20 protein-coding genes are annotated in these 21,859 nt (G+C 35.9%); 9 read left to right on the top strand and 11 right to left on the bottom strand.

Annotated features, from left to right (window positions below; all coding sequences use genetic code 11):
* The first annotated feature begins 74 nt into the window (after positions 1–74).
* The 3 genes from QMO11_RS15645 to dnaJ all read left to right on the top strand — a co-directional run bounded on the left by QMO11_RS15645 (position 75) and on the right by dnaJ (position 2,546).
* Positions 75–596: a TlpA family protein disulfide reductase gene (locus QMO11_RS15645; protein WP_282038171.1), complete on the top strand. Its 522-nt coding sequence runs from the start codon at positions 75–77 to the stop codon at positions 594–596.
* Positions 597–779: 183 nt separating this feature from the next.
* Entirely contained in the window at positions 780–1,376 is a 597-nt protein-coding gene (locus QMO11_RS15640; protein WP_068472108.1) for a nucleotide exchange factor GrpE, read from the top strand.
* A 12-nt stretch (positions 1,377–1,388) separates the two neighbouring features.
* Positions 1,389–2,546 carry a molecular chaperone DnaJ gene (dnaJ, locus tag QMO11_RS15635; protein WP_068472110.1) on the top strand — a complete coding sequence of 386 codons (1,158 nt, stop codon included), beginning with the start codon at positions 1,389–1,391 and terminating at the stop codon, positions 2,544–2,546.
* Between the two features lie 804 nt (positions 2,547–3,350).
* Here the strand turns inward: dnaJ and QMO11_RS15630 are convergent.
* From QMO11_RS15630 to QMO11_RS15620, 3 genes are all read right to left on the bottom strand, one after another.
* A complete protein-coding gene (locus QMO11_RS15630) occupies positions 3,351–4,487 on the bottom strand; it encodes a hypothetical protein (protein WP_282038170.1) in 1,137 nt (378 codons plus the stop codon).
* 393 nt (positions 4,488–4,880) lie between these two features.
* Positions 4,881–6,071 carry a glycine C-acetyltransferase gene (gene kbl / locus QMO11_RS15625; protein WP_282038169.1) on the bottom strand — a complete coding sequence of 397 codons (1,191 nt, stop codon included), beginning with the start codon at positions 6,069–6,071 and terminating at the stop codon, positions 4,881–4,883.
* Positions 6,072–6,144: 73 nt separating this feature from the next.
* Complete coding sequence (locus tag QMO11_RS15620; RefSeq protein WP_282038167.1) at positions 6,145–7,698, bottom strand: PepSY-associated TM helix domain-containing protein; 1,554 nt, start codon at positions 7,696–7,698, stop codon at positions 6,145–6,147.
* A gap of 301 nt (positions 7,699–7,999) precedes the next feature.
* On the opposite strand from QMO11_RS15620, the gene QMO11_RS15615 reads away from it, so the two are divergent.
* From QMO11_RS15615 to hflX, 3 genes are all read left to right on the top strand, one after another.
* Entirely contained in the window at positions 8,000–8,668 is a 669-nt protein-coding gene (locus tag QMO11_RS15615) for an energy transducer TonB (protein ID WP_282038164.1), read from the top strand.
* A 283-nt stretch (positions 8,669–8,951) separates the two neighbouring features.
* A complete protein-coding gene (locus QMO11_RS15610) occupies positions 8,952–9,578 on the top strand; it encodes an energy transducer TonB (protein ID WP_282038163.1) in 627 nt (208 codons plus the stop codon).
* Positions 9,579–9,722: 144 nt separating this feature from the next.
* A complete protein-coding gene (gene hflX, locus QMO11_RS15605; protein WP_068472122.1) occupies positions 9,723–10,946 on the top strand; it encodes a GTPase HflX in 1,224 nt (407 codons plus the stop codon).
* A gap of 49 nt (positions 10,947–10,995) precedes the next feature.
* Here hflX and QMO11_RS15600 read toward each other — a convergent pair whose 3' ends face one another.
* Positions 10,996–11,964 carry a helix-turn-helix transcriptional regulator gene (locus QMO11_RS15600; RefSeq protein WP_282038161.1) on the bottom strand — a complete coding sequence of 323 codons (969 nt, stop codon included), beginning with the start codon at positions 11,962–11,964 and terminating at the stop codon, positions 10,996–10,998.
* Between the two features lie 114 nt (positions 11,965–12,078).
* Between QMO11_RS15600 and QMO11_RS15595 the strand changes: the two genes are divergently transcribed.
* Together QMO11_RS15595 and QMO11_RS15590 are read left to right on the top strand one after the other, a co-directional pair.
* Positions 12,079–12,642: a DUF4136 domain-containing protein gene (locus QMO11_RS15595; RefSeq protein WP_282038159.1), complete on the top strand. Its 564-nt coding sequence runs from the start codon at positions 12,079–12,081 to the stop codon at positions 12,640–12,642.
* A 97-nt stretch (positions 12,643–12,739) separates the two neighbouring features.
* Positions 12,740–13,321: a glycine zipper domain-containing protein gene (locus tag QMO11_RS15590; RefSeq protein ID WP_282038157.1), complete on the top strand. Its 582-nt coding sequence runs from the start codon at positions 12,740–12,742 to the stop codon at positions 13,319–13,321.
* An 85-nt stretch (positions 13,322–13,406) separates the two neighbouring features.
* Here the strand turns inward: QMO11_RS15590 and QMO11_RS15585 are convergent, their stop codons facing one another.
* Positions 13,407–14,417: an aspartate-semialdehyde dehydrogenase gene (locus QMO11_RS15585; protein WP_282038155.1), complete on the bottom strand. Its 1,011-nt coding sequence runs from the start codon at positions 14,415–14,417 to the stop codon at positions 13,407–13,409.
* Between the two features lie 188 nt (positions 14,418–14,605).
* On the opposite strand from QMO11_RS15585, the gene QMO11_RS15580 reads away from it, so the two are divergent.
* The gene (locus QMO11_RS15580) at positions 14,606–17,425 is read left to right on the top strand and encodes a lamin tail domain-containing protein (RefSeq protein ID WP_282038153.1); all 2,820 of its coding nucleotides are present in this window, start codon (positions 14,606–14,608) and stop codon (positions 17,423–17,425) included.
* Positions 17,426–17,435: 10 nt separating this feature from the next.
* Here the strand turns inward: QMO11_RS15580 and QMO11_RS15575 are convergent, their stop codons facing one another.
* The 6 genes from QMO11_RS15575 to QMO11_RS15555 all read right to left on the bottom strand — a co-directional run bounded on the left by QMO11_RS15575 (position 17,436) and on the right by QMO11_RS15555 (position 21,628).
* Positions 17,436–17,585 (bottom strand): hypothetical protein, encoded by a 150-nt coding sequence (locus tag QMO11_RS15575; protein WP_282038152.1) that lies wholly within the window; start codon positions 17,583–17,585, stop codon positions 17,436–17,438.
* Positions 17,586–17,672: 87 nt separating this feature from the next.
* Complete coding sequence (locus QMO11_RS15570) at positions 17,673–18,431, bottom strand: hypothetical protein (protein WP_282038150.1); 759 nt, start codon at positions 18,429–18,431, stop codon at positions 17,673–17,675.
* Between the two features lie 101 nt (positions 18,432–18,532).
* Positions 18,533–19,684: an acetyltransferase domain-containing protein gene (locus QMO11_RS15565; RefSeq protein WP_282038148.1), complete on the bottom strand. Its 1,152-nt coding sequence runs from the start codon at positions 19,682–19,684 to the stop codon at positions 18,533–18,535.
* Between the two features lie 28 nt (positions 19,685–19,712).
* A complete protein-coding gene (locus QMO11_RS21990; protein ID WP_425595548.1) occupies positions 19,713–20,168 on the bottom strand; it encodes a MerC domain-containing protein in 456 nt (151 codons plus the stop codon).
* Positions 20,165–21,151 carry a CobW family GTP-binding protein gene (locus QMO11_RS15560; protein WP_282038146.1) on the bottom strand — a complete coding sequence of 329 codons (987 nt, stop codon included), beginning with the start codon at positions 21,149–21,151 and terminating at the stop codon, positions 20,165–20,167. Before QMO11_RS15560 ends, QMO11_RS21990 begins: the two co-directional genes overlap by 4 nt.
* Positions 21,152–21,163: 12 nt before the next feature.
* Positions 21,164–21,628, bottom strand: coding sequence for a Fur family transcriptional regulator (locus QMO11_RS15555; protein ID WP_282038145.1), 465 nt, complete (start codon positions 21,626–21,628; stop codon positions 21,164–21,166).
* Positions 21,629–21,859 lie beyond the last annotated feature (231 nt).

Below are 21,859 nucleotides of genomic sequence, written 5' to 3'. Positions count from 1 at the left end.
GTTGTGCAACGTACGTTATTTAATTTAAAGTAAACTGCATTATTTAGTAATAGCAGTTGTTAATAAAGGAAAATATGATGAGGAAGTATACATTATTGGTAGCTGTATTTTTTGCGGCTATCGCTGCGGTAAGCGCACAAAAAGTAAAGATTGGTCTAGAGATAGGTAACAAAGCTCCTGAGTTGAAGTTTTTATCACCTGATGGCGATGTAATTGCATTATCTGATCTTAAGGGACAGATGGTTCTAATCGATTTTTGGGCTTCATGGTGCGGACCATGTAGAGCAGAGAACCCAAATGTGGTTAAAGCCTATAAAAAGTTTAAAGACGAGGAGTTTAAAACAGGCAATGGATTTACTATTTATGGTGTTTCCTTGGATAAGGATAAAGAGCGCTGGAAGAAAGCCATTAAAGATGACAATTTGATTTGGGAAAATCACGTTAGTGATCTTATGGGTTGGAAATCTAGAGCAGCTGAAATTTATGCAATCAGAGGTATTCCAGATAATTTCTTAATTAATGGAGATGGTATCATTGTTGCAAAAAGATTAAGAGGTGATCGTTTAGAAGATGCGCTTAAAGCAGAGGCTAAGTAAATCAGTTACATAATACTATATAATGGCAGTTCACTATGGTGGACTGCCATTTTTGGTTTATCAAACTGTCACTTTAATCTATAATTATTCAATTATATGTCAGAATGACCAATAATATAACATTGGCAAAATAATTGTTATCAGCTATGCTGATTGCTTAAGAAATTAAAAAACAATAATATAATGACTAAGAAGAGTTCAAAAAAAGGCGAAAAGGAAGAGGTTGTTGAAGAAAAGGTTGTAGGTACTGAAGAAACACAATCTACCGAGGAAGCTACAAACGAAACTGCTGCAGAAGAGCAGGAAGTGGATGAACGTTCTGAAGAAGAAAAAAAGATTGAAGAACTAGGTTTAAAGGTTAGCGAAATTAACGATAAATACCTTCGTTTATCAGCTGAGTACGATAACTATCGCAAAAGAACTTTAAAGGAGCGCATGGAACTTCAAAAAAGTGCTGGTGAAGGACTTTTAAAAGGAATGTTACCTGTTGTTGATGATTTTGATAGAGCCTTAGCTCACTTAACTGAAGCTAGTGATTTAGAAGCAGTAAAAGAAGGTATAGGATTAATCTATAATAAACTTCAAGAGTATTTAAAGCAAAACGGCGTTACTGAAATTGAAGCCAAAGAAAAAGAGTTTGATACAGATTTACACGAGGCTATTACAAACATTCCTGCTCCAACAGAGGACTTAAAAGGAAAAGTAATTGATTGTGTTGAAAAAGGATATATGCTGAATGATAAGGTAATGCGTTTTGCCAAAGTTGTTGTAGGCGAATAATTATAATTTGTTATGTCAAAAAGAGATTATTACGAGGTACTAGAAGTATCCAAAGGAGCAACGGCTGCAGAAATTAAAAAAGCTTACCGTAAAAAAGCCATGCAGTTTCACCCGGATAAAAATCCAGGAGATTCTTCGGCTGAGGAAAAATTTAAAGAAGCAGCTGAGGCTTACGAGGTACTTAGCGACGATAACAAAAAAGCACGTTACGATCAATACGGACACGCAGGTGTTGGTGGCGCAGCAGGTGGTGGCTTTGGTGGCGGAGGTATGTCTATGGACGATATCTTCTCTCACTTTGGCGATATCTTTGGCGGCGGAGGCGGTGGCTTCGGCGGTTTTGGTGGCTTTGGTGGTGGCGGAAGCCGTCAGCGCGTTAACAAAGGGTCAAACCTTAGAGTTAAAGTAAGCCTTACGCTAAACGAGATTTTAAACGGCGTTGAGAAAAAAATCAAGGTTAAAAAATACGTTTCTTGTTCGCACTGTAGCGGTTCGGGTGCAGAGGGCGGTGCTTCGCATAGCACTTGTACCACTTGTAACGGATCAGGCCAGGTAACCCGTATTTCAAACACCATTTTGGGTCAAATGCAAACCGCATCGCAATGTCCTACTTGTAACGGTGAAGGAAAAATAATCACCAACAAGTGTAAACATTGTCATGGAGAAGGTATTGAGAAGGAAGACGAAGTAATTACCATCAACATTCCAGCAGGAGTTGAAGAAGGTATGCAACTTTCTGTTTCAGGTCGTGGTAATGCAGCCCGCAGAGGCGGTGTTAATGGTGATATGTTGGTGTTAATTCACGAAGAAGAGCACGAAGATTTAGTTCGCGACGGAAGAGATTTACTATACAATGCCTTTGTTAGCATTCCCGAAGCTACTTTAGGAGCTCCAGTTGAGATTCCTACCTTAGAGGGTAAAGTAAAAGTGAAAATAGAAGCCGGAACACAACCAGGTAAAGTTTTACGCCTACGCGGAAAAGGTTTACCAGAAGTGAATGGATACGGCCGCGGTGACTTATTGGTACAAATCAATGTTTGGATACCAAAGGCACTAAGCAAAGACGAGAAAAAGGCCATGGAAAAAATGGGCGAGTCTGATAGTTTTGCGCCAAAACCAAGCTCGCAAGAGAAAGGTTTCTTTAGTCGCATGAAAAACATGTTTGAGTAATATATTCAATCCATTATATGAGGGACTGCATTTATTTGTAGTCCCTTTTTTTATACTTAGGCGGCTCAATCTGGCTTTCCGCTATAGCACATTACTTTTGGGCTATGTTTAGCTAAGCCGTGCGTGTGCTTCCTGCGGTCGCATCCGCCAGCCAAGCTGCACAAAGCCCCAAAGCAATGCGGCTGCCGCTTCAATCCAGGCCGACGGAACCATACCTTTGGCTCGTGTGCGAATTCTTTTCCTTCGTTTCAATAATCCGAAGTAGTAATGCTTTACAATTTTGCCTCATCGCGCGGTACAAAGCAATCTCAAGGTAAGCAGCAAAGCAAGGTGCCTTAAGATGGCCGCACTCCTCGCCATGATGAGTGTAGGTAAATATCTCAGACCCATAATTCCAACCTTTACTGTGTGCAATACTTTCGATAAAGCCAACAATTCATCAGAAGCAATACACAAATGCTACGAGTAAATTATTATCACTAAAGATGCGTTGCGCTGGGTAAAGAGTCGATTGTTTTGGTCTCCGAACGCTTTTTTTACCTGCCCGAATAGAATATTTTAATAAAAGAAGCATTGCGCAAATGCCACGATTGATAATTATGTTATTCGGACAAAGAATTTTCACCTGCGACTAAATTATTATCGCTAAAGATGCGTTGCGCTGAGTAAAGAGTCGTTTATTTCTGTCTCCGAGTAGTTTTTTACATGCCTGGAAGGAGAGTGTTCGAGAATAATTTAAGTTAATTAATATTACACAAAGCTAGTGTGCTATTATTTTGATAAATGTGTAGAGCAGGGGAAGCTCTAATTATAGTAATTATAAATATCGGCACAAGGTAATAGGCTGCCTTCATCAAAAATTTTATGTGTATCGTTAATATCAAATGAAAATATGTAAACTACTTCGTTTTTTAATAATGCGCTATTTTGCAATGCATCAATTGCTATCTTGAAATGTTGATAGCGATCGTTTTCGTTGTTTACACGTTTTCGGCTTATACCAAATTCACTAATCAATATAGGTTTGTTTGTGTTCTCAGTTATCTTAGAGAGGATGCGATGGGGTATTTCATTGGCTTCAGATTGATCGTTTACAAGTTTAGGATAATAGTGTGTGCCTATTTTGTCGGCATATTGTAAGTAGTCGGTCTCATTTTTGTTGGTTTTACCTGCGAGAAAGCGTAAGAAGTATCCTGGATCAACCACATTTACACGTTTTCGTGTGCCAAATTCCCAGTTGCTTAATTGATTATCTAATGATAAAGAAGCAGTAATAACCTTTGGAGCTTCTTGTCCTTTAAAAGTTGCGTTAATTTGCTCCTTAGTAATTTTTAATAACTGTCCGTATTTATTAAAACCTTCTTCAATTTTATTTAAGCCTTGCATAAACACTACATCCTCTGATTGGGTGTGCTCATTGATAATAATACCAGGTTGCTTGTTTTTATTAATTATAATATCGCCATTAAAGCCGAAATTAGGTTCGTTAAAAACTTCTATGCCTAATAATTTAGCATCCTGTGCTTTTACTTCGGCTAAAATATTTTTTAGAAATAGGGTATAGCTCTCTAAATCAATGCTCGAGAAACGATAACTCGCCTTGGTGTTTAAAAATGGAACTTTCCGCTCGTTAGGGGGGAATAGCTCTTTGGCTTTATACAAAGCTATATATACTTGCAATCCGAGACAATTGGCATATTTTATATCATCAATAACCTGTGGAATGGCTTGGCTATTTTTAGGTCCACTAAGTCTCACATACTTAGCTCCGGACTCTTTAATTAAACGGAGAATCTGCTTACGATCATCAGCTTTCTTTTTAAAATCGAGGTTCATTCGGGTAACTCCGAGTTCAAAATCGATCTGTTTTTGCGATACCGCTTGCTGCATTAATGCCCAATAGCAGCAAATAATAAGAAGGATGTGTTTATGTGATACCATACTTTGTGCCTTAATATTGTTTATGCTAAAATAGCTGTATTTTTTATGTCATAAATGTGTTGCAGGACTCTTGTTGTGCTTGGGAGTTTTTATATTTATAGAGTTTGCCTATCTAAGTAGATGTGTTCAGAAGAAGCAACAGAGCACGTGGCTTACGGGGTGAAGCGGCATCCTTTGCGAGCCCCTTATGGCGAGTAAAGATATAGCGGAAAACCCGACCCCGATTTTATAGTGGTATTATTTGAATAGTTATTGTTGGAGGGGGAAGCCCCAAAAACAAAAAAAAGCTACCTCGGAGTGAGATAGCTTTTGGTTTCATATGTGAAATATATTTTATAGCTGTTTTGTAGTTAGTAAGAAGCGGCTTCTGACCACTAAATAAAAACTACCTGCCTATTCAATTACTTTTAGCTCTTTACCTATTTTAATGAAAGCGGCAATGGCTTTATCGAGGTGTGCTTGCGTGTGTGCTGCCGAAATTTGAATTCGGATGCGGGCTTGATCTTTAGGTACCACAGGGTAAAAGAAGCCGATTACATAGATGCCTTCGTCTAATAACTTAGCAGCAAACTCTTGCGATAGTTTTGCATCGTAAAGCATTAGGGCAACAATGGCCGAGTTGGTTGGCTTAATATCGAAACCTGCTTCAACAATTTTGTTTTTAAAGTACGATGCATTGTTAATAACTTGATCGCGAAGCTCGGTTGATTCGCTTAACATGGTAAATACTTCGTTGGCTGCACCTACAATGGCAGGGGCCAATGAGTTTGAGAATAAATAAGGGCGAGAACGCTGACGAAGCATATCGATAATTTCTTTTTTACCGGTTGTGAATCCGCCTAAAGCGCCACCAAGTGCCTTGCCTAATGTGCTGGTGATGATATCAACACGATCCATAACATTGTGGTACTCGTGTGTTCCGCGACCAGTTTTACCAATAAAACCAGAACCATGACTATCGTCAACCATTACCAAACAGTTGTACTTATCGGCCAAATCGCAGATAACATCTAACTTGGCAATATCGCCGTCCATTGAGAATACGCCATCGGTAACAATAATACGGTAACGCTGATCTTGTGCTTTTATTAATTGTTGCTCCAAATCGTCCATGTTGGCGTGCTTGTATCTGTAACGCGCAGCCTTACATAAACGAACGCCATCGATAATTGAAGCGTGGTTTAATTCATCAGAAATAATGGCATCTTCGGCAGTAAATAAAGGTTCAAATACTCCACCGTTAGCATCGAATGCAGCAGCATAAAGAATGGTGTCTTCCATACCAAAGAAATCGGCAATTTTAGCTTCAAGCTGTTTGTGGATATCTTGAGTACCACAAATAAAACGAACCGACGACATACCGTATCCGTGTGTATCCATAGCTTTTTGGGCTGCGCTTACAATGCGAGGATGCGAGGATAAACCTAGGTAGTTATTGGCACAAAAGTTAAGAACCTCTTCGCCAGTGCTTACTTTAATTGCAGCGCCTTGTGCAGTGGTGATGATGCGTTCGTTTTTATACAAACCTGATTCTTTGATATTTTCGATTTCGGTTGATAGGTAATCTTTAAAATCTCCGTACATATCTGATGTTATTAATTTTAATTTGCAGCAAATTTAGAAAGCTTAGTCTTAAAAAAGAATGACTTTTAAATAATTATTTACGTGTATTGTTGTTCTTTTTTCTAAATCGTTTTCGCCACAAAAGATAACCACTCAATACCACCAAAGCACTGATTATACCCGATAGTGGTACAATTAAAATATAAAACATACCCAATACATCTTGGAATATCCTGCCGGTGTGTATCTCAAGCGATAGGTTCCATAGCGATATTGGTGAGGCCTTTATAATGTTATTGGGCATTGGAGGAAAGGCCTTGTTATGATGCAAGGGTAGGGCGCCTCTATCGTAGTCGATCATGTACTGCGAGCCATCAGTATTGGTAATTACTCCTGTTATTTTATGATCGCCCACAGGACGACACGAACTCTTACCTTTATATAGTTCAGATTTTGCATAGTTATAAATATCAGGATGGGAGGGATGCCATAAATATAAACCACTGAACGATGCGACTAAATATGCGCCATTTCCAAACGGTTCAAGTGTATTGATGCCCATAACGCTAACAGGTGGCTGCACTTCAAAAGGACGAGGTAGCCACTCGTTGGCAAACATATAATGGGTGCCTTCGGATGTTGATAGTATAAATATACCTTCTTGCCTATCGTAACAAAAGTCTCTAAGCTTATCGTGCCAAGGGTTGGGCTGATCGAGGTGGGAATACCTAATGGGTTTTGTTTTGCTATTTACAATACTTATTAATAATGGCGGACGTAAAAACATGCCGGTAATAAACAGTATCAATAATGCAATATAGGTCCACCTGCCTAGGTAATTGTGCCACATTAACGACCACCGATTGGTTTTAACCAGTGCAGTCACTGATTTTTCATTACGCTTCCTTTTCTTAATCCAGCTGGGAAATATAAAGTATACAATGCCCGTAAGTGATAAAACTAATGTGATGAGGCCCAATAAACCTACAAACAGTTTGCCAGGTAGCCCGAATATTTCGCCAGAGTGAATTTGCCACGTAGTTTTAAATAGACTTACTTCGTTTTTGTAGTTCGGAGGTTCATGTAATTGTTGTTTGTTTAGTTCTGTGTAGATGCCTTTATCTGCTCCCTTATAGAGATGAGATCGGGTTAATGCAAATAGGGTATCGCCTATGCTTTCAATGGCAACAAATCGCGCGTTGCGGTCTTCAGTATTCAGTTTGTGCCATGCTTGCTTTTGCCAATTGTATGTATATAGTCCAAACAAGGTAGCGGCATATAGTTGATTGGTACTGGTGTAATGTATATCAAAAATCTTTTTGTTATCTATCCCTTTAGGAAAACCTGAGTTAAAATTGCGATAATTAATAAAGCTTGAATCGGTAAGCCATACGCCTATATTGCCGTACACTAAAATACTATCGGCATTTATAATTAGGTTGCCTTTTAATGCTGCATTGTTCCAGTTGGTGTAATTAAAACTTTTAGGTAGCAAATTTCTATTCACATCTATTGATGAGAATACATCTCGATGATTCATGAATATACCCGTAATGCTATAATACAGTAACAGGAACGAGATGATTAAGCCCGGCCATTTATGGCATTTCTTATAAAACTTAGTGAATCTCTTATTGAATTCTTTCATTGAGCTTATTCTAAAAATATATGCCAAAAGTACAATTGCTTTATGGAATTGTATTACTGAGTTTTATAAAAAAGCACTCTGTTGCTTAAAAGGAGTGTTTTGCATTTGTATATTTTACTTAACTTTTTTTAAGTGAAACTTAACTTTTTGTTAACTATATTTATTGTGTTGCTATTAATTAATATCTCTAGAGACCAGATTGTATTAATACCATAGAAACGTCTATCCCTAATGCAATTGTACTTCAATGGCAATTAAATTTTATTAATCGTCTTTCTTAAAAGACCTAAAAAATTTAGTTATGGAAGTAAAAAAAGCACCCCACGCAGATTTGGAAAAACGTAAATCAATGTTTCTTCAAATAGGATTTGTTCTTGTATTAGCATTAGTATTGGTGGCCTTTGAATGGTCGTCGTATAGTGTGAATGTTCCAGATGAATTTGAAGTGAATGGTGATGAAATAGCAGATGTTATCATCCCAATTACGTATCCTAAGGATGCAACTCCGCCACCACCACCTCCCAAAACAATTATTGATATCATAAACTTAGTTGATGATAATACCATTATTGAGGATGATAATTTAGAATTTACTACAGAGTCTAACGAGGATATTGTGTTTGACATACCAATAATTGAAGAAACTCGCGATGATAGTATTTTTATTATAGTAGAGAAAATGCCAAGTTTCCCGGGTGGTAACAGTGCATTACGACAGTATTTAGGTGATGCCGTTCAATATCCGAGTACAGCTATTGATAATCAGATACAAGGAAAAGTATACGTTTCTTTTGTAGTAAGTAAAACCGGAGAAGTTAAAGATGTTACCCTATTAAGAGGAATTCACCCCTCTTTAGATACTGAGGCGCTTAGGGTAGTTCAATCAATGCCAAGGTGGGAACCAGGAGAACAGCGAGATAAAAAAGTAAATGTGTCTTATACTGTTCCAATAAACTTCTCATTAAGATAGCTTAACATTTTTTAAGGAATTCAATATAGCCTTGTTTACCTGATGTTTGAGTCGTAAAATAGTGTATTATTAAATTCTGAATCCTTGATTTGGAAAAAATTAGGTGTCTATTGTACTTTTTTAAATAGAAAGTTCTATTTTTATGACCTGAAATTTTTTTAGGGTAAAATAAAATTTACTAAATGAGCTGTTATAGCTTATTTATAGGCATCAAAAAACAAAATTAATTATGGAAGTAAAAAAGTCGCCAAAAGCGGATCTTGAAAACAAGAAATCAGTTTTCATGCAGGTCGGTTTGGTAGTCGTTTTAGCCCTTATTCTTATTGCGTTTGAGTGGTCTACTACAGATGTAGATGCGAGTCAATTTGCAATGATGGAAGATGTAGAGGCTGAGGAAGAGATTGTTCCTATCACTAGACAGGAAGAAGTTAAACCACCACCACCACCACCACCACCAAAAGTTACTGATGTATTAAACATTGTGGATGATGATGTTGAGCTTGATGAAGAGCTTGATATTGAAGATTCTGAGGTGGATGAGGACATGGAGATTGAGTTTGACATGGACTTAGAAGAAGAGGAGACAGAAGATGCTCCAGTATTCTTTATCGTGGAAGAGATGCCTGAATTCCCAGGTGGAGACTTAGAATTAAGAAAATATATTGCTCAATCGGTTAAGTACCCAGTAATTGCACAAGAAAACGGTATTCAAGGTCGTGTTTATGTACAATTTGTTGTAAGTACTAAAGGAGCAGTTGAGCAAGTAAAAGTTGCCCGTGGTGTTGATCCAAACCTTGACAAAGAAGCTATTCGCGTAGTTCAGTCAATGCCGAAATGGAAACCAGGTAAGCAACGTGGTAAAGCTGTAAAAGTATCTTATACTGTGCCTATTAACTTCGTGTTACAATAGTAATAAGATTCATAATATTTAAAAGAGGTCATCCTAGGATGACCTCTTTTTTTATGCATTTATATTAAAGTAAACCGAAAGGTATAAACAATAGATTTTTAGTATTTTAAAAACACTATCTTTGCTCTGATTTAAAGAGATTAAATGGGAAAACACATATCTACATCTCAGGAAAGAGAAAAAGTAATTTTAGTAGGGATCAAAACCCCTGATATAACAAGTACTCAGTTAGAAGAGTATTTGGATGAGTTGGCATTTTTAGCTGAAACCGCAGGTGGAATTCCTGTGAAAAGATATACTCAAAACTTAACCATGCCCGATAATAAATATTTTGTGGGAAGTGGTAAGTTGGATGAAATACTTGAAGGAGTAAAAGTGCACGAGGTAGCATCGGTAATTTTTGATGATGAATTAACACCATCGCAACTCCGTAACTTAGAACGTGAACTTAAGGTGAGAATATTAGATAGAACAAATCTTATTCTCGACATATTCGCGAAGAATGCAAAAACAGCAGCCGCAAAAACGCAAGTTGAGTTGGCACAATATCAATATTTATTGCCTCGATTAACGCGTATGTGGACTCACCTAGAGCGCCAACGTGGAGGTATTGGAATGCGTGGCCCTGGTGAAAAGGAGATTGAAACAGATAGACGTATTATTCGTGATAAATTAGCCAAGCTGAAGCAAGACCTTGTAAAAATTGATAAGCAAAAATCAACACAACGTAAAAATAGAGGAAAACTAGTTAGGGTTGCTCTGGTAGGGTATACCAATGTGGGTAAAAGTACTTTAATGAATACGCTGAGTAAGTCTGATGTACTGGCCGAAAATAAGTTATTTGCCACACTAGATACTACTGTTAGGAAAGTGGTGATTGGTAATTTACCATTTTTAGTAGCTGATACAGTTGGTTTTATACGTAAGTTACCCCACCATTTGGTTGATTCCTTTAAATCGACATTGGATGAAGTTCGTGAAGCCGATATCTTAATTCATGTGGTTGATGTATCGCATTCTGGATTTGAAAATCAAATTGAAATTGTAAATCAGACCCTTCGTGAGTTAGATAAAACGGAGAAGAAGATGATTATGGTATTCAATAAAATTGATGCCTACTCTTATACAAAAAAGGAGGAAGACGATTTAACACCAGTTACGCAAGACAATTTATCATTAGATGATTTAAAGAAAACTTGGATGGCCAAAGGTGTTGATACTGTATTTATTTCTGCAAAGAATAAGGATAACTTGGATGCCTTTAAAGAAATTGCCTACAATGAGGTACGTAAAATACACACGGCTCGGTTTCCATTTAACGACTTCTTGTATCCTAATATAAATCCATTGGATTTAATAGAAGACTAAAATATTTGTCTCATCCCTTAAGTTATAGGGGTGAGATATTTTTTGAGTTTTAGTAAGCATCACTTTTCAACACCTCACTAGGTAATATATTAAAGGTCTTTTTAAATACGTTGGTAAAGTTTCCTATGGAAGAATATCCCAATTTAAAGGCCACCTCCGATACGGGACTTCCTTTAAGTAAAAACTCCATTCCTGCATCCATTTTAATTCTCAGAATATTGTTATAATAGGAATCTCCCATTATAGTCTTAAAAATGCGTTGGAACTTACTCATACTCATTCCGAGTATTTTAGACGCTTCCTCGATATTAGGAATGTTACCTATATTGCCATAAATATTTCCCATAAAGTTATTTAGCTTGGCTAAATCATTCGGATGAATTGATGATTTTACTTTTTGGGTATTAATATTTCTAAGCACGTCAGTAAACAGGAGATAAATTAGCTCGATGCTTTTAATTTCCAGGTAAGGCAGTAATATTTCATCCTTACTATCTAAATGATTTCGAATTAGAGTAGTTACCAAACTAGAAGTTGAAGTTGTGGATATATTCAGATATAGATTGTTGGTATACTTAAGGTTCTCTAATATTTGGGTAGGAAACGATATCGCCTTGTTAATCTTTTCGAACCATGATTTGCTGAAATGTACAAATAATAGATTGCATTGAATATTGGGTAACCAGAGTTTCCGTCGGTAATTATTTCTTGTAAATATTACAGCGCCATGTTCTAAAGTGTTATCATCAGAATTAGTTTGGTTTGCAATGCGTTCAGATATATTATGAAAAAGGAAATATTCAGTAGGCTCTGTATCATTAAATCCCCATTGAATAAGTAAGGGTTGATTTAGAACGAAATCAAAAACATATAGGTGTAAATCATCATGCAAATGATAGGTTAGTATTTGGCCAGTGCCATATATGGATTTAATGTTATGTGCGAACTCATCTGTACTATCGCACATTTTGTCTAAAAAATGACTTAAGCTATTCTCCTCATTAAAATGGAAGTTCATATTTATTCAGTGAAATTATATAATGACATGATTTCATAAATATATGAACAATCTCCATAAACCTCAAGGAGGTGAAACCCCATATATTTGTAATGTAAATTAAAACGAGGAAATATGAATACTAAAATTTTATTATTCAGTTTGCAGGTCATGATCGTAATGCTTACCTCATGTACTAGCACAAAAGTTGTATCAGATGTTAACGATACTTATGATTTTAACAAAGTTAAATCGTTTTCCTTGGCATACAATGATGAAAAAAGTAGCCAACAAACCAATGATCTAAATAAAGATCGTATTGAGAAAGCTATTATCAAAGAATTAGAGGGTCGAGGCCTTAAACTCGTATCTGAGAATCCGGATGTAGAATTGCATTATTTTACAAAAGTTGAGTTAGAAAAAGATGTGTATGTAAGTGGATCAATGACTGGCAGTGGTTATGGTAGAGGTGCATATAGAGGTATGAATGCAATGGGGTCAAAATCTGCATCAGTAGAAACCACAACGCATGGTTTTATAGTAGTGGAAATGATTGACGCCGAACTTGGCGATATGATATGGTACTCTTATGGAGAAAGAGAAGTGAATAACAATTCTGTTGGAAAAAATGCAACTGAAAAGATTCAGACGGCAGTAGAAAAAATTATGGAGCCGCTTCCAATAAAGAAATTGCAGTAATGTAGGCTGAATGAGCTACTCGTATCTTTTTAATTAGTGAGCAAACTATTTGTTTGTGAGTTAAAACTATAATCGAAAACTTAAATGATAACATATAATGAAATACAATATTAGAACCATATTTATTGCTTTAACTCTTGTGTTATTTGCGATAACAGAACTAAGTGCTCAACAAGATACGTCAGCTGCGCCAGTTGCTGCAAGTACACCAGGTCAACCAGCCGCACAGCCAGCACCAGTTGCCACTACTACTTCTATTGCAAAGGGATTAGGATTATTTGTTTTTCCTGGTGAAGGGCAAACACAAGAAATGCAAGATGCCGATGAAATGTCGAGTTATAAGTGGGTTATGGAGCAAACTGGCTATGACCCAATTAATCCGCCTCAAATACAAGCTAAAGAAGTGGATACTTCATTGGATGGGTCTGCAGTAGTAGGTGGCGCAAAAGGAGCCGCAGCAGGAGCTGCTATTGGTGCAATTGCAGGCGATGCAGGTAAAGGAGCCGCTATAGGAGCAGTTGCAGGAGGTTTAGCTGGTAGAAGAGCTAGAAAGTATGGCGATCATGTTGAAAAGCAGCATAATGAGCAGGAAGTAGCTGCTCAGAAAGCTAAAATTTTAGATGATTTTAAAAAGGCATTTTCAGCAAGTATGGAAGCTAAAGGCTATACAGTTAAGTAATATTTCAGTTATTTCATAAAGGGTATAAAATAAGAAAGGCTCACAATTATGTGAGCCTTTCTTATTTTATTATTCTGAGATAGGTTTATTTTACCAAACCTTCTTTAATCATATATTCCGCAATTTGAACAGCATTTAATGCAGCCCCTTTTTTAATTTGATCTGCTACACACCAAAATGCAATACCATTTGGGTTTGAGATATCTTTACGGATACGACCCACAAAAACATCATCACTTCCTGCTAAATGAAGCGGTAATGGATATTCGTTTTCCTCTGGTTTATCCATAACAGTGATACCTTCTGTTTTCTCACATTCAGCTTTAAAAGCTTCAGGGGTAACAGGCGATTCTGTTTCGGCCCAAATAGCTTCAGAATGTGCACGCATTACTGGTACACGAACTGTTGTAGCACTTACTTCAATATCCGAATGCATAATTTTCTTCGTTTCATTATACATTTTCATTTCCTCTTTTGTATATCCATTATCGGTAAATACATCCACATGAGGAATTACATTGAATAGCAACTGGTGGGCAAATTTGTCAACGGTTAAATCATTTCCAGCTGCAAAATCTTTTACTTGCTGCAATAATTCTTCCATCCCTGATGCACCTGCACCACTAGCCGATTGGTATGATGAAATATGAACTCGTTTGATATGAGATAAATTCTCTAATGCTTTTAGAGCAACCACCATTTGGATAGTCGTACAATTGGGATTTGCAATAATATTACGCGGACGATCCTTGCAATCTTCAGCATTTACTTCAGGTACAACCAATGGCACATCAGCGTCCATTCTAAATGCACTTGAGTTATCAATCATAACTGCTCCGTGCTTTGTAATGGTATCTGCATAATCCTTTGAAATACCACCTCCTGCTGAAGTTAAAGCAATATCAATGTCTTTAAAATCATCATTGTGCTGTAATTCTTTCACAGTAATTTGTTTGCCCTTAAATGTATAAACGTTTCCTGCACTTCGTGCTGATCCAAAAAGAACCAGTTCGTCTAACGGAAAATTACGCTCTTCCAACACCTTCAAAAATTCTTGTCCTACTGCGCCACTCGCACCAACTACTGCTACTTTCATTTTCTGACTACATCTTTTTTTAGTTGAATTATTAAGTATAATCTTTTGATTATTAATCAATATCAACTATTTTAAATTATTAATTAATTTTTGTTGTGATTATAAAATGGGAATAAACTCATTTTATGTTGGTGATGATGATGATATTTATCATGCAAAAATAACTATTTTACCTTAAACCTAAACCTATGAAGCTTCTTTTTTTCACGCTTTTATTCTTTCCGTATATACTTAACGCCCAATTTTCAGAAGCATGGAACTACCCTAATTTATCATCACAATCAAACTGGAGTGGCGACCTTGAAAAGTTCAAGATATATACAGCCGGAAAGCTCCAGTTAAATGCCCCTGCAGTTACTTCAGATGCTTATATATTTAGACCGAGTGAAGCCATTAATAATGCAAAATGGCAATTTGATGTTAGTATGGCTTTTAATCCATCAGCATCAAATTATATGAAAGTTTATTTGATAAGCAGTACTCAATATATATCTGAGAATACTGAAGCGTACTATGTAATGATTGGTAACACTGCCGATGAAATTTCGCTTTGGAAATTAGTGAATGGCAAGAATACTAAAATTGTTGATGGACAGGATAAAATAATTGCAGAAAATATTAACGATATATCAATATCTGTTGAGCGCGATGCTATTGGTAATTGGAGTTTAAGTGGCAATGTTAATGGCATAGTAATAGATGCTTTACAGGTATTTGATGATGAGATTAAGGGTAGTTCTTATTTTGGTTTGTACTGTAAATATACCTCCACCCGCAGTGCTAAAATGTTGTTTGAGGGTATCGAAGTAGAAGGGGATGCTTTTGTAGATGATGAAAAGCCGTATGTAAAATCTCATACCTTATTAAATGGAACTACGATTCAGATCATTTTTAACGAAAGCATCATTTTGCCGAGGGAGTTATCTGATTTATTTATATTGCCACATCAAATTCAAGTAGAATCTTATACAATTGATTCTAACATTCTGACCCTTCAATTGAATGATTATCTGCCTGACACTAAAGATGGAAGTATCGCGATAAAAGGGATACAAGATTTGTTTGGTAATACTATGGATGAGGAATATTTGTCCTATTCATATAACAGAATTGCGGTATCTGGTACCGAGGTATTAAACGCTAAAGCACTACTTATATATTTTTCACAAAGCTGCGAGCTTGATTCTATCCCGCAAATTACTTCTAATGACTTGCAGTTTACAGCTGAATTCAATTCAGATACAAGTCTGCTTTTGAAAAGTGCGAATCAATTCACATCAGATTTTAATTATGATTTCTCAATTAACAAGATATATAGTACCAATGGGGATGTAATACTACCATCAACTATTCAGTTTAACTATTATCAGCCCAAGCGATATGATGTTGTGTTTAATGAGATAATGATTGACCCAAGCCCAAGTATGGGACTGCCAGAGGAAGAATATATTGAACTTTTTAATAATACTGATAAAGCAATAAGCCTAAAAGACTGGTTCTTAGATGTCAATGCTAAGGAAAAGGTTCTGCCTGATGTAAATATACTTCCTCAGCAGCATTTAATATTAGTTGATAATGAAGGTGCTTATGTAACATCAGATAATATTATAGGAATTAGTGGTATGCCTAGTCTTAATAATACCAGTGGTGAAATTGTTCTTAAACATAGGGAAGGTTTAGTAGTGGATGCCATAAGATACCCTTTTGCGAAAAAAGAGGATACTTTTAAAAATGATGGCGGTTGGTCCATTGAGAGAGTTGATGTAAATAATTACCAGAATTATGGCGATAATTGGCAGTATTCAATGGCCTTGAATGGAGGAACTCCAGCAACGCAAAACTCTGTGTTTGATAGTAACCCAGATCATATTTATCCATCAGTTAAAAATATAGCTTGGCATACTGATTCGCTTTTTAGCATCACTTTTTCGGAGGCAATGAAACCAGAAGCGATCTCAGAACTTAAAGTCGCAAATATTGAGTCTTATTCCGTAAGCTTTGATTCTGTATTTATGGATAGATTAGATATCCATATAGAGCAACAACTAATCCTGAACGAGATCCACTCCCTTAAATTTGAAAACCAGCCCACTGACTTGGCAATGAATAAACTGTTAGATCTCTATAAGTTAAGATTGGCAGTTCCTGTAATGCCCGATAGTTTAGATATTATTTTTAATGAGATTTTATTTAATCCATATACTGAGGGCTCTGATTTTGTTGAGGTGTTTAATAAGAGTAATAAGGTATTTAATCTAGATTCGTTAAAAATAGCCCGCTTAAATTCAGATGGTGTCCCTGACAAATTGTATTCCTTTACAGATAATGGCAAACTTTTCTTCCCAGGTGATCATTTGGTAATTTGTAATGATTCATCAACAATTAAATCGCAGTATAAAAACGTAGATGCGGAATTGTTGATAGAAACATCCATGCCAGGTTTACCTGATGATGGAGGTTATATTGTATTGTGTAACTATAGGGGAGAAGTGATTGATGCTTTTAGTTATACAGAGGATATGCATTTTGCATTATTGAGTGATAATGAGGGTGTATCTTTGGAGCGGATTAGCTATGCAGCACATACCAATGATGTGAATAATTGGCACTCGGCCTCAGGAGAAAGTGGTTATGGTACCCCCACGCAAGTGAACTCTCAGATACTGACAGAGGCAATTTCAGATAGTGATAAAAACTTTTGGCTAACAGAGCAGGAGTTTAGTCCGAATAGCGATGGGCATAATGATGTTTTACAGATAAATTACAATGTTAAAGATAATGGCTGGATGGCTTCGATTCGTGTTTATGATGATATGGGCCGTTTGGTTGATAAACTTATTGATGGTGATTTAATGGCTCCTAATGGATTTGTAACTTGGGATGGAACAGATGCTAATCATTATAAATCACAGCTTGGTATATATATCGTATTTATTCATTTTTATCATCCCGATGGCAGAGTGGAGGATGAGAAACTAGTGGCTGTTTTAACTGCGGGGGCAATATAATATTTAGTGCTTATTCTTTAGCAATAGGACCTATATAGCGAGTGGCTATTACAATATTATCGGCATAACGCTTCATAGCCTGAGGGAAATTAGCAGTTGTTCGATGTAAGTTTAGTTGTACATATTGGGGTTTTAAATCCTCGATGTTTCTAAAACGCATATTGCTAGCTCTAGATTGTAAAATTCCATTAATCCAGAAACGGACTTCACCATTACTTTTACCAGGAGTATTTAGGTATAAACCAATTTAGTAACAGTACCATTGATCGAATTTAATATAAAGATATGGATCACCATAAATTGAAAAGCGATAAGGTTTATCACCTGCTTCAGGATTGCTCACTGTAATTTTACCCAACTCAGCAACTGATTTATCAGCTTCTGGATGGTAGCTATAAAGATGTCCGAACCATAAATATCCATCATTCGCTTCAGGCTTTTGAGAAGGGCCCCAGCCTACAAATTGACAAGAGGCTGCATACCAATTGGTACCATCGCATGGTTCATTTAGTCCTGATGCCCCCTGTTCATTGTATATGCCAAATCCTTTTACACCAACCCCTTCCATTCCATCTCCAGGGTGAAAGCTTTTATCGTACTTTAAATACATCCGAATAAAATATCCTTGTCTCACTTCTTTGTGGGCGGCATCAGGAATGGGGTATCTGCATGTTGGTCCATTTTCTCCTTCTTGCCAGGTGTGCAATGCTCCATATTTGCTTTCTAATGCAGCACTAGCAGTTATATCAACATTGTTTTTGTACCTATCCTCTTCTGTGTAAATATTTACTTCGCCATTTTCGAAATCATCTGCGCTAAGCACGTACTCATTACTTTCAATGTCTACATCGTTATTATAGCCCGCAGCAATGCCATAATTAATCCCTGTTGACAAGCCTTCATTGTAAAAGGGAGGTAGAGGAGTATTTGATTTACTCTTTTTACAAGTTGTTAAGGCAAGAAAACTTAGAAAGACTAATACTATAATATTTGGTGCAAGTTTCATCTTAATAAAATAATGCTTTAGCGCTTGCTTGTCAACTAATAATATATTGGTGTTATATTTCGCTGTACGTTATACATGCATGGCACGCATTGTTAATATATTTAAAAGTACTTTATCCACTTGTTGCTACTTTGGCGTTTGTAGTTAGAGAAGTATTTAGTAGGGAAATATAAAGCAATGGATAGTGTAATTGTAAGTGCCCATATTTGCCAAATATGGTTAAACCCAAAATATTCACCTTGCTGGGTGCCATATATTGCAGTAAGTATTTTATACAATGTTAAGAGTACATATAAATGAAATATGTAAAAGAACATTGGTGCTGAGCCATATGTTTTTAAGGCTGTGGTAAACTTATTATTCATGTTTTCAAACCACGCTAAAAGTAAACAGCCAATTCCAATGGTTAATAATAAGAAGTCGAGTGAAGGTGGATATTTGGTATAATTTATAAATGACATAAGAGTTTTAACAAACGTTTCTTGAAATTCAAAAGGAAGCGTTTCTCCATACATATTAAAATACCTGAATACAAAAAGCATGAATAAGCAGCTTAAGCCAATATATACTAGGCTAATTTTTCTGGTATTTGATGTTATAGTTTTACCAAATAAAGGTCCTGCAAAATAACCCAATAGAATTACGCCAATCCAAGGCAGTACAGGGTAGGATGCTTTAATAGTTAATATCTCATTGTTAATTAAAAATCCTCTATCGTGTAAAATTGCCCATATAGTATATCCAGTTTCATCAGGAGAAAATGAAATAGGAACCAATAGATTATGTCCAAAAACTATTAGGGCGCCTAATGTACCAATCCATTTTCTATCTAGTTTGCACAATGCAGCAAGGCATATCATACTAATACCTATTGCCCAAATAACTTGTAGGTACAATACCTGATAGTCTCCAAACCAAGAGAAGTTAATAATAGTAATCTCTAGTAAAACCAAGAATAGCCCTCGTTTAAATAAAAAGGCACTAGCTGAGCGCGATGGTTTTTGAGCAGGATTGGCGTATAGCCATGCAGATAATCCTGTTAAGAAAACAAATATTGGAGCGCATAGATGGGCCGTTATTCGTGTAAAAAACAATGTTGGATGTGTATCGTCAATATCTAATGGGTCGAGAATTTTCACATGGTAAAAGAATCGCTCTCTTACGTGGTCTAATAGCATTAGTAGCATTACTAGGCCTCTTAATATATCTATTGATGCAATTCTGCTTACGGCAGGTGTATTGGTTTTATTCATTTAATGTAATTGATAAAAGGACAAACTATTAACTAGCGGTTTTCTTATTTATTAAGGTGTAATTTGTATTCTGTTTTTTGATACTACAACAATTATTAGAACACTTTGAGCACTTTCGGTTATAAAAATGTAAGCCAGCCAGTAAGCTAGCTGCTATATACAAAGGAAATATAGCTACATCAAAAAATATTAGGTGTTCATTAATTATTAGTAAGCTTATCATGCCAAATAACAAATAAAGAGAGATGCTAATCCAATTTTTTGAAGAGCTCTTTGCTGAAAAATAGACCGCAATAAACGATATAGCCAAAAAGATAAAATCAACTACCTTCCACCATATTGGAGCAGTGGCACAGCAGCTCGAAGTACATGCTTGAGCAATAAATATAAAAGGTGTTGTTATGCAATGTATTAAACATAGAGTTGAACTTGCTATGCCAATAGAATCAGCCGATACGATTGTTTTAATGGATCTATTAATCATAGCTCAGCATTGCTTAATAATGAGTATAGGTTTTCTTTTATTTCTGTTTCATTTAAATTGGTTCCTATAAAAACAAGGGTACTTTCTTTTACTTCATCGCTATTCCATAAACTGCCTTGTGTTATCTGATAATCATTGCCAACAGATTGAATAATTAGTTTATGTTTCATGTCCTCAATACACAAAATGCCTTTTACTCTGAGGATTGATAGAGGATTGAGAAACATAAAATTATCAAACCACATGGATATCCTTTCCATGTTAAAATATCCAGGAATTTTATAGGATAGGGTTTGTACTGTGTGAGAATGGTTCTGTGTTTTTTTTATCAAGCTAAGTTTACTAAAATCAGAAATTGAATCTTCAAGTTTATTCACCTTAAACATTTCACAATTAAGAATCTTAGTTGCATCAACTTTGCCATGTGTTGTTTTTTCAATTTTTGCAAAAGGGTTTATTTCAGATACTTTTTGTACTATCTCATCTACTCCCTCTTCAGGTATTAAATCACACTTGTTTATGATAAGAAGATCAGATTGGGCAACTTGTTGATTTACTTCATGAAACTCGCCAACTCGGTTTAAAAACGATTTTGCATCAATCATGCAAAGTACACTATCAAGACTGAAGTATTTTTGAGCACGAACTCCTGTAAACATGTTTACAATTTGTGCAGGATCTGCTACTCCAGTAGCCTCAATTAAAATATAATCGTAGTTTGTTTTAGATATTATAATGCTATTAAGCAAAGTACCCAACTCCGTGTTTAAAGAGCAACAAATACATCCACTTGTTAGCTCATAAACCGAACTTTGTTCTTTGTTTTTTATTAAACTACTGTCGATATTAATGTTACCAACTTCGTTTTCAATAATAAGAAAGTTTGTGTTTTCTGAGGTTTTCAGAATTTGGTTTAGTAGCGTTGTTTTTCCTGCCCCTAAAAAGCCTGTAATTATAGTAACAGGTATTGGTTTTTTATTCATGATAGTGACTTGTTAGTTCTTTTGAGCACAATGGTTGCACTTTCCTTTTACTATTAGTTCAATTTCGTTGGCTGTACAGCCCTTGGGTAATATAGGTTGCGGTATTTCAATTGTATCAAGGCAGAGAACAATCTCGCAGGTATTACAAAAAAAATGAGCATGCTCTTTTTTTCTGGTAACAGAATTATCGAGTTCGTATTTTGTTAATTGATTATCAACTACAATTTTATGAAGTATTTTATGTTCCTCCAGTGTTTTAAAAGATCTGTAAAATGTTGTTCTATCGTAATTCTCTGTTAATCGATCACGTATTTCTGTATCAGATAATGCTTCATTCGCATTAATAATTACATCAATAATCCCTTCTCGACAACTGGTTCTTTTTAGCTTATGTTTGTTTAAAATGACATTAGACTCCATAAAATACAATGTTGATTTAAGTGCAACAATGTTGCAAGTATAGTCTAAATGCAACATTGTTGCAAATTATATAGCAGCTATTTATCAATAAGAGTCGTTTTTGATTTTTTAACATTATGTCAATAATAGATCTGAAAGCGATGTAGATTCAGCGATTGATGTATGTGTTAAAATCAGATTCTAGTACTTCACCATAAGTCACTTACTAATAATAGTTGAAATTATTATTATGTTGATGTAACTTGTTCGTAAAACTCAACATAATATCCATAGGTTTAATATTCTATT

This window comes from Saccharicrinis aurantiacus, from assembly GCF_947489045.1.
Taxonomy (GTDB): Bacteria; Bacteroidota; Bacteroidia; order Bacteroidales; family Marinilabiliaceae; genus Saccharicrinis; species Saccharicrinis aurantiacus.
Note: the sequence above shows the minus strand (reverse complement) of the source record. Positions and strands in the feature narration are given on the sequence as shown.

What these genes read in the sequence shown, in the direction of transcription:
- QMO11_RS15630 (WP_282038170.1), bottom strand. Translation starts at nt 4,487, where the DNA reads ATGGTATCACATAAACACATCCTTCTTATTATTTGCTGCTATTGGGCA.
- QMO11_RS15620 (WP_282038167.1), bottom strand. Translation starts at nt 7,698, where the DNA reads ATGAAAGAATTCAATAAGAGATTCACTAAGTTTTATAAGAAATGCCAT.
- QMO11_RS21990 (WP_425595548.1), bottom strand. Translation starts at nt 20,168, where the DNA reads ATGATTAATAGATCCATTAAAACAATCGTATCGGCTGATTCTATTGGC.
- QMO11_RS15590 (WP_282038157.1), top strand. Translation starts at nt 12,740, where the DNA reads ATGAAATACAATATTAGAACCATATTTATTGCTTTAACTCTTGTGTTA.
- QMO11_RS15600 (WP_282038161.1), bottom strand. Translation starts at nt 11,964, where the DNA reads ATGAACTTCCATTTTAATGAGGAGAATAGCTTAAGTCATTTTTTAGAC.
- QMO11_RS15645 (WP_282038171.1), top strand. Translation starts at nt 75, where the DNA reads ATGATGAGGAAGTATACATTATTGGTAGCTGTATTTTTTGCGGCTATC.
- hflX (WP_068472122.1), top strand. Translation starts at nt 9,723, where the DNA reads ATGGGAAAACACATATCTACATCTCAGGAAAGAGAAAAAGTAATTTTA.
- QMO11_RS15560 (WP_282038146.1), bottom strand. Translation starts at nt 21,151, where the DNA reads ATGAATAAAAAACCAATACCTGTTACTATAATTACAGGCTTTTTAGGG.
- QMO11_RS15565 (WP_282038148.1), bottom strand. Translation starts at nt 19,684, where the DNA reads ATGAATAAAACCAATACACCTGCCGTAAGCAGAATTGCATCAATAGAT.
- QMO11_RS15585 (WP_282038155.1), bottom strand. Translation starts at nt 14,417, where the DNA reads ATGAAAGTAGCAGTAGTTGGTGCGAGTGGCGCAGTAGGACAAGAATTT.
- kbl (WP_282038169.1), bottom strand. Translation starts at nt 6,071, where the DNA reads ATGTACGGAGATTTTAAAGATTACCTATCAACCGAAATCGAAAATATC.
- dnaJ (WP_068472110.1), top strand. Translation starts at nt 1,389, where the DNA reads ATGTCAAAAAGAGATTATTACGAGGTACTAGAAGTATCCAAAGGAGCA.
- QMO11_RS15580 (WP_282038153.1), top strand. Translation starts at nt 14,606, where the DNA reads ATGAAGCTTCTTTTTTTCACGCTTTTATTCTTTCCGTATATACTTAAC.
- QMO11_RS15610 (WP_282038163.1), top strand. Translation starts at nt 8,952, where the DNA reads ATGCAGGTCGGTTTGGTAGTCGTTTTAGCCCTTATTCTTATTGCGTTT.
- QMO11_RS15640 (WP_068472108.1), top strand. Translation starts at nt 780, where the DNA reads ATGACTAAGAAGAGTTCAAAAAAAGGCGAAAAGGAAGAGGTTGTTGAA.
- QMO11_RS15595 (WP_282038159.1), top strand. Translation starts at nt 12,079, where the DNA reads ATGAATACTAAAATTTTATTATTCAGTTTGCAGGTCATGATCGTAATG.
- QMO11_RS15615 (WP_282038164.1), top strand. Translation starts at nt 8,000, where the DNA reads ATGGAAGTAAAAAAAGCACCCCACGCAGATTTGGAAAAACGTAAATCA.
- QMO11_RS15570 (WP_282038150.1), bottom strand. Translation starts at nt 18,431, where the DNA reads ATGAAACTTGCACCAAATATTATAGTATTAGTCTTTCTAAGTTTTCTT.
- QMO11_RS15555 (WP_282038145.1), bottom strand. Translation starts at nt 21,628, where the DNA reads ATGTTGCATTTAGACTATACTTGCAACATTGTTGCACTTAAATCAACA.
- QMO11_RS15575 (WP_282038152.1), bottom strand. Translation starts at nt 17,585, where the DNA reads ATGCGTTTTAGAAACATCGAGGATTTAAAACCCCAATATGTACAACTA.